Raw genomic sequence first — 12,023 nt, 5'->3', positions numbered from 1 at the left:
CATACGAAAATGCAATTGCGGAAAGAATTAATAGAACTTTAAAATATGAATATGGGCTAAGAAATCTGATGAAAAATACATCTATTGCTCAAGAAATTGCAAAACAAGCCGTTTTTATTTACAATAATTTAAGAACACATTTTAGCCTAGACTTAAGAAAACCGGCTGAAGTACATTTAAATCCGAATATCAAATACAAATCATACAGAAAAAATAATGTAAATTTGACTGAACTTAAAATTTAAGAACAAAACTAGTTCAAATTATTTTTTGCCTTCTAAACGGCTAAAAAAATAATTTGAACGGTATAAATTAAACCTAAAAAAAGGTCAACCTATATCAGGATAATACAACAGATAGAAAAAGCGGAATTGGGAAAATTGAATAAAGAGGAATGAGAAACCTATACTTAAAATCACTTGAAATTGGATTTGAGAAAAACGATGAAGGGATTTCTCTAAATGAAATAAAGAATATTCTGAAAATGTTAGAATACATTTTCGATGAAGATATTTATAGAGATTGGTTTTATAGGAATTTTGAACATAAAAATAGGATTACTTTTATAAACCAACCAATAGCAGGAGTATCAAGAGAGGAAGATGATAAAAAGTTAAGATTATCTTCTGAATCTTTATTTCAGTACTTGGAATATGTTGAATTAAAAGAAGCAAGAGTAAATTCTATCTCTGCCAAAAAACAATCTTTTTTAGCCATTGGAATAGCTTTTTGAGTTTATTGGTTTCTGTAGGAATTTCGGTAATAAATAATTACACTCCTCAAAAAGTAATAGAACAAAAATTACAAATCCAATTAAAGGAATTGTTGAAAGTAAATAACGGTAATCAAAAAGTATTGGATTCTTCTCTTTACGAGTTAAGAAAACTTGTACTATTAAATGACTAATCTAGTATGAAACTGCAAAAAATTCAAATTGGAATTCCCCAAATGAAGTAAAAGAAACTTATATAAATGCTAGTATTTTAAAAAATAGTAGAGTCGTTTTTAATATTAAAGGAAATTCATATAGACTTATCGTAAAATTTAACTATGTCAGACAATGGGCGTTTATGCGCTTTATTGGAACTCACGCTGAATACGATAAAATTGATGCTAACACGATATAAAATAATGAATTATGGAAATTAAACCTATTAAAACAGAAAAAGATTATAACAAAGCTCTAGATAGGCTTGAGTTAATCTTTGACGCTTCACCTAATTCAAAAGAAGGAGATGAAGCAGAAATTTTATCATTATTAATTGAGAATTTTGAAAACAAATATTACCCAATTGAATCTCCTGATCCAATTGAGGCTATTAAAATCAGAATGGAAGAAATGAATCTTAAGCAAAAAGATTTAGTTGGAATAATTGGAGGAAAAAGTAGAGTATCTGAAATATTGAATAAAAAAAAGAAATTGACCGTTGAAATGATACGAGAATTAGAACGAATTTTACATATTTCTGCTTCTGTACTTGTGAATAATTATCAACTTACGAAATAAAAACAAAGAGTAACAATGGCTATAATTTATTGCTGCTGTATTTTTCCGTTGGAAAATACGCTGGCACAAAGTTGTTTTCTTTTTTTGATTACCTTTAGATTTCTAAACGCAACAAATAATAGCCTAAAACGTTGTAAATAATAGTGGAAATGTACTTGGAACCTCTAAAACCAGTTCTCAATGTATTTTATTCTTTAGCATAGTACGCTGCTCAGTACACATAGAGAGGGCTCTAGTCATTTGTAAGCATTTTAATTGATGTTTAGAATTGCCTTGCCAAAGTTTCAATTCTACCTGCTCAGCATTTTCACAAATCAATCGTGAATCACTCTTATCTGTCTTTATCTTAGAGAGTTTCATTTGAATAAAACGTTTTACAGATAACGGGTTTTCTACCGAAATTTTTACCCCTTCTTCTTGTAAATAATAGGCTAACTGATAATGATAATAACCAGTAGTTTGCATAACACAATGACTATTAAAATCTAATAGTTTTAAAAACTTGAATAAAAAAACCGATGGAAAATTCTATCGGTTTTTTGTTTTTCTCAAACACCAAAAAATAATATTTTTAAGTATATATAATTAGTTTTTTTTCACTTTCTTGAAGCTACCTTCATGCTCTAAAACAATTTGATCATCTCTATATTTACAGCAAGGATGCACAGAATTATACGCTTCTTGACTAGCCTCCAGCTTTTTATCTTCACTTAAAAAAACATCATGCCCTACATTTACAATATTTTGCTGAACAGTTAAAACATTGGTTTTACGTTCATCAAGTATTAGATTCAATTGATGTGTTTTAGGACTCCAAAGAGCAAACTTTACTCCTTTTGTTTTTAAAGAAGCTGTTTCAATTCGTTTTTTACACATTCCGCAAATACCATCAACCTTAAATGAAATTTTTGCGTTTTTATTCATTTTTATGTCTTGAGATTGCAATTGATATACTGTAAAAAGTACACTTACAATAACTATTATTTTTTTCATTTTTTAACTATTTTAAAAAGTTAGTATGTTTACAAATTTAGCAAAAAATTAAACTATTTGAAGACATTTAACAGGACTCAAAACCAACTAAACTCATAATTTACAAATAGTTACTATTACTTCAAACTTGCTAAACTACTTTTAATCGTTTCAATTTTTGCTAAAGTATCCGCTTCTTTTTTACGTTCTAAAGCAATTACTTTTTCTGGAGCATTGGCTACAAAACGTTCGTTTGATAATTTTTTAGTAATACCAAATAAGAAACCTTCTGCCCTTTTTAATTCTACTTCTAGTTTTTTAATTTCTGCTTCAACATCTATATTAGCTGCTGAAATTGGCACAAAATATTCATTCGATTTTACTCTAAAAGAGGCTCCATCTACTTTTTCTGATACATAATTTACTGCGGATGTATTTGTTAATTTCTGAATAACTACATCAAACTCTTTAGAATTTTGTTCTGCATCAACCACAAATAATTCCACTTCATCTTTAAAAGAAATATTTTTTTCTTTTCTGATGGTTCTAATACCAGAAACTACACCTGTTGCAAACTCAAAATCAGCAATAATTGTAGTATTAAATTCTTTTTGCTCAGGATATTTTGCAATAATTAAAGCTTCTTCTGATGTTCTTTCTGTAATAAATTGCCAAATTTCTTCGGTTAAGAAAGGCATAAAAGGATGTAAAACTTTTAAATTATTTTCTAGAACTTCTATAATTGCATCAAAAGTAACTTTGTCAATTGGTTTTTGATAGGCAGGTTTTACAATCTCTAATAACCAAGACGAAAAATCGTCCATAATTAATTTATAAATTGCCATTAAAGCATCAGACAAACGATATTTAGAGAAATGATCTTCTATTTCTGCTAACGTTTTTTGAAACTTAGCTTCGTACCAAGTCAAACCAATTTTTGCGGTTTCTGGTTGTGCTAAACTGTCATCAACTTCCCAACCTTTTATCAAACGAAAAGCATTCCAAATTTTGTTGGCAAAACCTTTTCCTTGCTGACATAAATCTTCATCGAACATTAAATCGTTACCAGCTGCAGAACTTAATAAAAGGCCTACTCTTACTCCATCTGCTCCATAAGTTTCAATTAACTTTAAAGCATCTGGCGAATTCCCTAAAGATTTAGACATTTTACGTCTTTGCTTATCTCTAACTAAACCAGTTAAATACACATTTTCAAAAGGTTTTTCGCCTTTATATTCGTAACCAGCAACAATCATTCTAGCTACCCAGAAAAATAAAATATCTGGCCCAGTAACTAAATCGTTTGTTGGGTAATAGTATTTAATTTCTTCGTTTTCAGGATTACGAATTCCATCAAAAACAGACATTGGCCACAACCAAGAAGAAAACCAAGTGTCTAAAGCATCTTCATCTTGCGTTAAATCTTCTAATGTTAATTCATAATCATTAGATTTTTTCCAAGCCAATTTTAACGCTTCTTCTTTACTTTCTGCAACTACAAATTCTTTCTGACCATTAGAATTTGCAGAAATATAATAGTATGCAGGTATTTGCTGACCCCACCAAAGTTGACGAGAAATGTTCCAATCTCGCACATTTTCCATCCAATGACGATAGGTGTTTTCGAATTTCTTCGGATATAAATTGATATCAGTATCATCACCTAAAACAGCATCAATAGCAGGTTTTGCTAAATCTGTCATTTTTAAAAACCATTGATCTGATAATCTTGGTTCTATAACCGCTTTTGTTCTTTCTGATGTACCCACTTTATTGGTGTGTACTTCTGTTTTTACTAAAATTCCTTTTTCTTCTAATTCTTTGGCTATTGCTGCACGAACTACAAAACGATCTTTTCCTTGATAATGTAATCCGAAGGAATTTAAAGAAGCATCATCATTAAAAATATCGATTACTTCTAAATTGTGTTTATCCCCTAAATTCTTATCATTTTCATCGTGAGCAGGCGTAACTTTTAAACAACCTGTACCAAATTCTAAATCAACATATTCATCTTCAATAATAGGAATAACTCTTCCACAAAGTGGAACAATTGCCTTTTTACCTTTTAAATGCGTAAAACGTTCATCATTTGGGTTGATACAAATGGCTGTATCACCAAAAATGGTTTCAGGACGTGTTGTTGCAATGGTTAACGTATCTTCAGAATCTTCTATTTTATATTCTAAATAATATAAATTTCCTTGTCTTTCTTCGTGAATTACCTCTTCATCAGACAGTGTGGTTTTTGCTTCAGGATCCCAGTTTACCATTCTGTAACCTCTGTAAATTAATCCTTTGTTGTATAAATCAACAAAAACTTTAATTACAGATTCAGACATTTCTGGATCCATTGTAAACGCTGTTCTTTCCCAATCGCAAGAAGCACCTAGTTTTTTTAATTGTTCTAAAATGATTCCTCCATATTCGTTTTTCCAATCGAAAGCATGTTGTAAAAATTCTTCACGCGTTAAATCGCTTTTAGAAATGCCTTGTTCTTTTAATTTGGCAACCACTTTTGCTTCTGTTGCAATAGATGCATGGTCTGTTCCAGGAACCCAACATGCATTTTTACCCAACAAACGTGCACGTCTTATTAAGACATCTTGTATGGTATTATTTAGCATATGCCCCATGTGTAAAACCCCTGTTACGTTTGGTGGTGGAATTACAATAGTGTAAGGCTCTCTTTCATCTGGTGTTGAATGAAAATAGTTGTTTTTCATCCAGTAATCATACCATTTATCTTCTACTTTACTAGCATCATATTTAGATGGAATTGTCATACTTTGGTATCCTTTTTGATATATAGTTGGCAAAAATACAATTCTCTTTTTTGTAGAGAAAATTAGTGATTGATTATTTTATCTTTTTAAAAATTGTAAATTTGTAATATGGTTAAGGGTTTATTATTAGTTTTTGGTTTATTTATTTCTATTGGTGTTTCTGCTCAAGAATTTGAGTTTAAAAAAGAAATTATCAATTATGGAAAAATTAAAAAAGGTGATAATGGTAAACGTATTTTTGAATTTACCAATATTGGTGATGCACCATTGATTATTAAAGATATTAAAACTTCTTGCGATTGTGCTGTACCTAAAAAACCAGAAAAACCAATAATGCCAAATGAAAAAGCAACGATAACTGTAGCATATGACACCTCTAAAACTGGTGGTTTTTCTAAAGAAATTATTATTTTTTCGAATGCTAAAAAATCAGTTAAAAAAATTAAAATAAAAGGTTACATCAGTAAATAAAAAATTATGAGAACATTTTTCACATTATTATGTATAGTATTCCTTAGTTTATCTATCAATGCTCAAGAGTTTAAATTTGAAGAAGAAGTGATTGATTATGGTAAAATTTATAAAGGTGCTAACGGCGAAAGAACTTTTGTGTTTACCAATATTGGTGATCAGCCTTTAGTAATTAAAAATGTAAGGTCTTCTTGTGGTTGTACAATTCCTAAAAAACCAGAAAAACCTATTTTACCTGGTAAGAAAGGAAAGATTAAAGTTTCTTACGACACAAAAAGAATTGGTGGTTTTTCTAAAAGCATAACCATTTATTCTAATGCTAAAAACCCTACGAAAGTAATTAAAATTAAAGGTTATGTAAACAAAGAAATTTCTTTAGAAAAAGAGAAAAGTTTACTTTCTGATAGTTAAACTTTTTTGGCTAAACGGAATTCGAACTTCATTTTAACTCCTGCTCTTTCTATAAGCATTTTTATTTTTTTTCCATCTTTTTCGCGCATTTTCATTAAAATATCCGTTAATGTAAACTCGTGAACAGGTTTATTATTTATTCTTAAAATAACATCATCTTTTTGCAAACCAGCGCTATCTGCTGGAGAATTTTCTAAAACACCTTTTATTTTATAGGATGATTTAAATTTATAAGAGTAACTACTAATGAAACTAATAGAATTTTTTGTATTTACCTGTTGATTATATGCATTTGTAATTTTTTTAACGTCTTTTTCTTTTACCAATTGTTTACCATTGTATACAATATCTAGTCCACTCATATTGTAATTAAATCCTCGTTTAAACGATCCTTTTTTCTTTAAAGTAAGCTGTTGATTTGAATAATTAAACCAAACAACAAAACGTTTTAAAATACCAGCACCAATACTACCATTTCGATCTTTAAAAGCCCTAGCATTAATTGTAGCGCTTGAATCTAAAAAAGAAGCTGTGGGAGATTCAATTTCAAAAGATTTTAATTTAATTTTAGGTATTCTACTTCTATTTCCATAAATAGTACCACTTAATCCCTCTCCTAATACATCTCTAAAAAAACGCTTAGGAGTTTTAATTTGCTTTTTAGTACCTTCAAAAAACCAAAGCGCATCACTCCCCCCAGAATCTATAAGAAGTTTAACTTTAGTCAGTTCGTTATCAATGGTATCTAATTGCACTTGAGCATCAATAAAAGGTTTTTTTCGATAAAACTGAATAGGAAAAGTTTCGCACCTTTTGCATTTTTTAGGTTGATATGTTTTTGGATTAAAAAAATCTATTTTTTTATTTTTATAATTAATTTTAACGATAAAATTTCTTAACAAGCTATATCCTAAAATACCATGTATTGTTATTCCCATTTTGGCAGATAAATCAAAATTATCTTTTAAAACAACATAAATAGTTTCGTTTGAACTGGTAATATTTTTTAGCGAAATCGTATTATTTTTTGATAGTAAAGCTTCTACAGGCTTACCTTTACCCAAACCCTGCAAAGAAACTTTTTCTACATCATTTAAACCCAAACTATCGTTTTTAGTGATGTTAAATAATATGGTTTTACTAGCCCCAGAATCTAAAATAAAAGACAATTTTTTTCCATTGATTTTTAAAGGAATTACAACCAAATTATTAATTAACTGAAAACTAATACGCTGCTTATCCTTTGACGGATTCTTAAAATGATACCCACCTTGAGAATACACCATTAATGAAAATAAGTAGCATATTACAAAAAATAAAACTGTTTTTTTCAAAAATTATATTTTTACAAAGTATTCAAGATACTAATTAAGTTTTGCTTTCTTAAGGTTTTAGTATATTTTTAACCTTTTAAAGATTTGTAAATTAAAGAGGAGATATAAAATATATTTCGCAAATTTGCAGTCAAATTTAAGCAAAAAATTATGCCATCAATTTCACAAAAAGGGATTCAAATGCCAGAATCTCCAATTAGAAAACTAGTTCCTTACGCTGAAAATGCAAAAAAAAGGGGGATAAAAGTTTTTCATTTAAATATTGGGCAACCAGATATTAAAACACCACAAATTGCCTTAGATGCTGTAAAAAATAATGATATTGAAACGTTATCTTATGCACGTTCTGAAGGTTCTGAAGTGTATAGAAGTAAACTTGCAAATTACTATGCCAATCATAACATAAATGTAACTGAAAATAACATTGTAGTAACTACTGGTGGTTCTGAAGCCTTATTATTTACAATGGGAAGTATTACAGATCCTGGTGATGAAATAATAATTCCTGAGCCTTTTTATGCCAATTATAATGGTTTTTCTAGAGCTTCTGGAGTAACAGTTGTACCTGTAATTTCTAAAATTGAAGATAATTTTGCTTTGCCAAAAATTGAAGATTTTGAGAAATTAATCACCAAAAACACCAAGGCAATACTAATCTGTAACCCAGGGAATCCTACAGGTTATTTATACTCTAAAGAAGAAATTGAAAAACTAAAACAAATTGTTTTAAAACACGATTTATTTTTAATTGCAGACGAAGTTTATAGAGAGTTTGCTTATGATGGTTTGCAACATACATCCGTTTTATCTTTAGATGGCTTAGCGCAAAACGCAATTGTAATAGACTCTGTTTCGAAACGTTACAGCATGTGTGGTGCAAGAATTGGTTGTATTGTATCTAAAAACAAAGAATTTATAAAAACTGCCATTAAATTTGCACAAGCAAGATTGAGTCCGCCAACGTATGCATTAATTGCAAGTGAAGCTGCTTTAGATACACCTCAGCAATATTTTGATGATGTAAAAGCAGAATATGTAGAAAGAAGAAATACTTTAGTTACAGAACTTAAAAAAATTGAAGGTGTAAAAGTTGCCAATCCTAAAGGTGCTTTTTATTGTGTTGCTGAATTGCCTGTAAATGATACTGAAGACTTTGCACAATGGTTGTTAGAAAAATTTAATTTGAATAACGAAACTGTTATGGTTGCACCTGCAAGCGGATTTTATTCTACAGAAGGTGAAGGAAAAAATCAAATTAGAATGGCGTACGTTTTAAAGAATGAAGATTTAATTAGGTCTGTAAAAATTTTAGCAGAGGCTCTACAACAGTATAATTCATAAATATTTATGTTGAGTGTAGTTGCTGTTTTTTAGCTACACTCAATTTTATATGCTGTATTATTTATGAAAATTCAACAAGATATATCTTTAAAAAACTACAATACTTTTGGTATTGATGTAATTGCAAAACGTTTTGTTTCTGTTGATTCTGTTTATCAATTAAAACAATTATTGAAAACAGAACAAAACATTTTTTTAATTTCTGGAGGTTCTAATATGTTGCTGACCAAAAATATTGAAAAATTGGTTGTACATATAGATATTAAAGGGATTTCTATAGATAATGAAGATGAAAACAATGCTTATATTACTGTAAATGCTGGTGAAAATTGGCACGAATTTGTTTTGTGGTCTGTATCACAAAATTATGGTGGAATTGAGAATTTATCTTTAATTCCTGGTAATGTAGGTACTTGCCCAATTCAAAATATTGGTGCTTATGGTGTTGAAGTTAAAGATACAATCACCAAAGTTGAAGCCTTAGAAATAACAACTCAAAAACTGATTACTTTTTCTAACCAAGATTGTAATTTTGGGTATAGAAACTCCATTTTTAAAAACGAAGCAAAAGGAAAATACATCATAACTGCAGTCAGTTTTAAATTAACCAAAAAAGAACATCAACTAAATACTTCTTATGGTGCAATTGAAGCTGAATTAGCATCAAAAAAAATAGAAAAACCTACTTTAAAAAATATTTCTGATGCTGTAATTGCCATTAGAAAATCGAAATTACCAGATCCAAAAGTGATTGGTAATAGTGGTAGCTTTTTTAAAAATCCTGTAATTTCTAAAACGCATTTTTTAGAACTTCAAAAAGAATATCCAACAATACCAAGTTATACCATTTCTGAGGATGAAATAAAAGTACCTGCTGGCTGGTTGATAGAAAGAGCTGGTTTTAAAGGCAATCGTTTTGGCAATTTTGGTGTGCATGAAAAACAAGCTTTGGTTTTGGTGAATTATGGTAATGCTTCTGGGAAAGATATTTATCAGCTTGCTGAAAAAATTCAAAAAACAATTTTAGAAATATTTAGTATTAGATTAGAAATCGAAGTGAATATTATTCACTAAAAACTATCAAATTAATGTCAGATTCTTAACTAAAATAGGCTTCTAATAACGCTAAATTTCTCTTTTTAAGGTTTTAATATCAGCAATTAATTGTTTTACTGAATTTTTATTTAAACCATTATAAATACCTCTAATGTGTTTATTTTTATCAATTAAAATAAAATTTTCTGTGTGTAAAAAATCGTCTATTCCTTTTGGCTCTCCTAAATCATTTTCTACAAAATAAGATTTTCTACCTAAATTGTAAATCTCTTTTTTATCTCCAGTTACCAAATGCCAATTCTTGCCTATATTTGTATTGATGGCATATTTTTTTAATTGTGGTACTGGATCCTTTGTTGGTGTAACTGAATGCGATAATAACAAAACCTCATCATCATTTTTAAATGCTTCTTGCACAAGATTCATGTTTTTTGTCATCATTGGGCAAATACCAGGACAAGTTGTAAAGAAAAAATCGGTTACATAAATCTTATTTTCAAACGTTTTTTGAGTGATGATTTCACCATTTTGATTGATAAGTTTAAAATCTGGAATTTTATGAAATACCTCTAATTCTCTTGAGTTAGATGCAATCCATTTAGGTGTAAAAGAAGCTTCATTATAATAAGGCAACTTGTTTACTCTGCTGGTAAAATTATCTTTTTTAGTTTTTTTACAACTAAAGGCACCTACTACAGCAAGAAGTAATATAAAATTAATTTGTCTGATTTTGTACAACTTTCTCATTTTTTAATTGATAACATAAATTAGCACGTTTCATACCAAAAATTCTTCCGTTTTTAGCCTCATAGTTTACGTAAATGGTACCATTTTCTAACCAAGCTTTTTGTAAACCTTCTTCTTTTCCTTTTACTAAATTTCTTTGATTAGCCAGTTGTCCACTTGAATACCACACTTTTTGAACTCCATGACGTTCTCCATTAACATAATTTGATTCAGACATTAGTTGTCCATTTTGTAAATAATTTGTCTTTTTGCCATGAAGCTTGTTGTTTACATAAAAAGCTTTTCTTTTAATGCTACCATCACTAAAATACATTACATCTTCTCCTTCTCTCTTACCATTGCAATAACCTGTTTTTTCTAATAAAGTATCGTTCTTATAAATTTTAAAACCATAACCACTAAAAGGCTTATCATTATAAAACCATTGACCTTTTAATGGATTTAGTTTTAAATATTTTTTATCGATTAAAATATTTTTTATGTTATTTTTAGTGAATACATTTCTATTTTCAGCTTCTCGGTTTTTACAAGAAACTAGAACAAAAAATAACAATATGTAGTAATTAATTGATTGCATTTGGTGTTCCTTGATAAGACCCCGCAAAAATTACATATCTACCTGTTGTAGAATATAACTCATTAATAATATGGTAATGGTATTCTTCTCCATCAGGATTATGTACTGTTGGCCCCACATGCCCTCCTGAAGTATCTAAATCTGTGGGATACTCATTGCTTGGATAATCTCTTCTTCCGTAGATTAAAAAACCATCTGCCATAATTCCTATTAATTTATCATCATCATCTGTAAACGCCAAAGGCTCTAAATGATAATGATATTGAGACGGGCCAATATGCGCTCCTGTATAATCTAAACTTCCTGCAGCACCGTCTAAAGGACCATTACCTTCTTGGTCATTATAAATATAAGCACCGCTAACAGATATACCAATTGCACCTAAAGAAGTTGCTGTGCTTGAGCTGGCTTTTTTTGGAACGGCAGATACTGTTAATGTACCAGATAAATCTCTTCCTGAAGTATCAATTCTAGTGGGTGTCATATTTCCTTGGCTTGTTACAGTTGGCGCTACGTATAAGGGATGACTTTCACTCCAATATGGTGTAGTATGGTTTGGTAAACCTGTTGTTTCTATGGTGATTGTTGTTCCATTATCTGAAATATAAATATCTGTTTCATCTGTATCGAAAGCTGCAAAAGCTAAAGGTAACTCAGTTATAACATCTTCTATAGCATCTGTAATGGTGTCCTCTTCTATATTTACATCATCATTAGAACTACAGCTTACAATTAAGCCAATCATGGCAACTATAAATAAATAGTTTTTCATTTTTTTTAATTTCATTTTTTTTAAATTTTAGTTAATTTATATTTCTTTG

13 protein-coding genes and 2 pseudogenes are annotated in these 12,023 nt (G+C 29.3%); 8 read left to right on the top strand and 7 right to left on the bottom strand.

The annotated features are described in order from the left end of the window. The 4 genes and pseudogenes from ACW9UN_RS05070 to ACW9UN_RS05055 form a co-directional block, all read left to right on the top strand. Nucleotides 1-245 (top strand): integrase core domain-containing protein (locus ACW9UN_RS05070; protein ID WP_459484471.1); only part of this gene is annotated, 245 nt, incomplete at its 5' end. 149 nt (nt 246-394) lie between these two features. Then, nucleotides 395-733, top strand: coding sequence for a hypothetical protein (locus ACW9UN_RS05065; RefSeq protein ID WP_459484470.1), 339 nt, complete (start codon nt 395-397; stop codon nt 731-733). 178 nt (nt 734-911) lie between these two features. Further along, nucleotides 912-1,127, top strand: a pseudogene (locus tag ACW9UN_RS05060) (type II toxin-antitoxin system HigB family toxin); the annotation flags it as partial. A gap of 11 nt (nt 1,128-1,138) precedes the next feature. Continuing rightward, nucleotides 1,139-1,507 carry a helix-turn-helix domain-containing protein gene (locus tag ACW9UN_RS05055; RefSeq protein WP_459484469.1) on the top strand — a complete coding sequence of 123 codons (369 nt, stop codon included), beginning with the start codon at nt 1,139-1,141 and terminating at the stop codon, nt 1,505-1,507. A gap of 180 nt (nt 1,508-1,687) precedes the next feature. Here the strand turns inward: ACW9UN_RS05055 and ACW9UN_RS05050 are convergent. The 3 genes and pseudogenes from ACW9UN_RS05050 to ACW9UN_RS05040 all read right to left on the bottom strand — a co-directional run. Next, nucleotides 1,688-2,035: pseudogene (locus tag ACW9UN_RS05050) on the bottom strand (IS110 family transposase); the annotation flags it as partial. A gap of 57 nt (nt 2,036-2,092) precedes the next feature. Next, nucleotides 2,093-2,500: a heavy-metal-associated domain-containing protein gene (locus tag ACW9UN_RS05045; protein ID WP_459484468.1), complete on the bottom strand. Its 408-nt coding sequence runs from the start codon at nt 2,498-2,500 to the stop codon at nt 2,093-2,095. Between the two features lie 116 nt (nt 2,501-2,616). Then, complete coding sequence (locus ACW9UN_RS05040; protein WP_459484466.1) at nt 2,617-5,265, bottom strand: valine--tRNA ligase; 2,649 nt, start codon at nt 5,263-5,265, stop codon at nt 2,617-2,619. 108 nt (nt 5,266-5,373) lie between these two features. Here ACW9UN_RS05040 and ACW9UN_RS05035 point away from each other — a divergent pair, with 108 nt between their 5' ends. Then, nucleotides 5,374-5,736 carry a DUF1573 domain-containing protein gene (locus ACW9UN_RS05035; RefSeq protein ID WP_459484464.1) on the top strand — a complete coding sequence of 121 codons (363 nt, stop codon included), beginning with the start codon at nt 5,374-5,376 and terminating at the stop codon, nt 5,734-5,736. 6 nt (nt 5,737-5,742) lie between these two features. Then, nucleotides 5,743-6,147 carry a DUF1573 domain-containing protein gene (locus tag ACW9UN_RS05030; protein ID WP_459484463.1) on the top strand — a complete coding sequence of 135 codons (405 nt, stop codon included), beginning with the start codon at nt 5,743-5,745 and terminating at the stop codon, nt 6,145-6,147. Here the strand turns inward: ACW9UN_RS05030 and ACW9UN_RS05025 are convergent. Next, entirely contained in the window at nt 6,144-7,481 is a 1,338-nt protein-coding gene (locus tag ACW9UN_RS05025) for an aspartyl protease family protein (RefSeq protein ID WP_459484462.1), read from the bottom strand. The genes ACW9UN_RS05030 and ACW9UN_RS05025 overlap by 4 nt on opposite strands. A 150-nt stretch (nt 7,482-7,631) precedes the next feature. On the opposite strand from ACW9UN_RS05025, the gene ACW9UN_RS05020 reads away from it, so the two are divergent. Beyond that, nucleotides 7,632-8,822, top strand: coding sequence for a pyridoxal phosphate-dependent aminotransferase (locus ACW9UN_RS05020; RefSeq protein ID WP_459484460.1), 1,191 nt, complete (start codon nt 7,632-7,634; stop codon nt 8,820-8,822). Between the two features lie 63 nt (nt 8,823-8,885). After that, nucleotides 8,886-9,896, top strand: coding sequence for a UDP-N-acetylmuramate dehydrogenase (murB, locus tag ACW9UN_RS05015; RefSeq protein ID WP_459484457.1), 1,011 nt, complete (start codon nt 8,886-8,888; stop codon nt 9,894-9,896). A 51-nt stretch (nt 9,897-9,947) separates the two neighbouring features. Here the strand turns inward: murB and ACW9UN_RS05010 are convergent, their stop codons facing one another. Genes ACW9UN_RS05010 through ACW9UN_RS05000 form a run of 3 tightly spaced genes read right to left on the bottom strand, consistent with a single transcriptional unit; the run spans nt 9,948 to nt 11,989 of the window. Then, on the bottom strand, nt 9,948-10,625 hold the full coding sequence (locus ACW9UN_RS05010) for an SCO family protein (protein ID WP_459484455.1): 678 nt from the start codon (nt 10,623-10,625) through the stop codon (nt 9,948-9,950). Next, complete coding sequence (locus ACW9UN_RS05005) at nt 10,594-11,202, bottom strand: toxin-antitoxin system YwqK family antitoxin (RefSeq protein WP_459484453.1); 609 nt, start codon at nt 11,200-11,202, stop codon at nt 10,594-10,596. The genes ACW9UN_RS05010 and ACW9UN_RS05005 overlap by 32 nt, the downstream gene beginning before the upstream one ends. Beyond that, complete coding sequence (locus tag ACW9UN_RS05000; protein WP_459484452.1) at nt 11,189-11,989, bottom strand: YHYH protein; 801 nt, start codon at nt 11,987-11,989, stop codon at nt 11,189-11,191. Before ACW9UN_RS05000 ends, ACW9UN_RS05005 begins: the two co-directional genes overlap by 14 nt. Nucleotides 11,990-12,023 lie beyond the last annotated feature (34 nt).

The sequence above is a fragment of the Polaribacter litoreus genome (genome assembly GCF_054584775.1).
The sequence above is the reverse complement of the archived record's forward strand: the minus strand, read 5'-3'. Positions and strand labels throughout refer to the sequence as shown.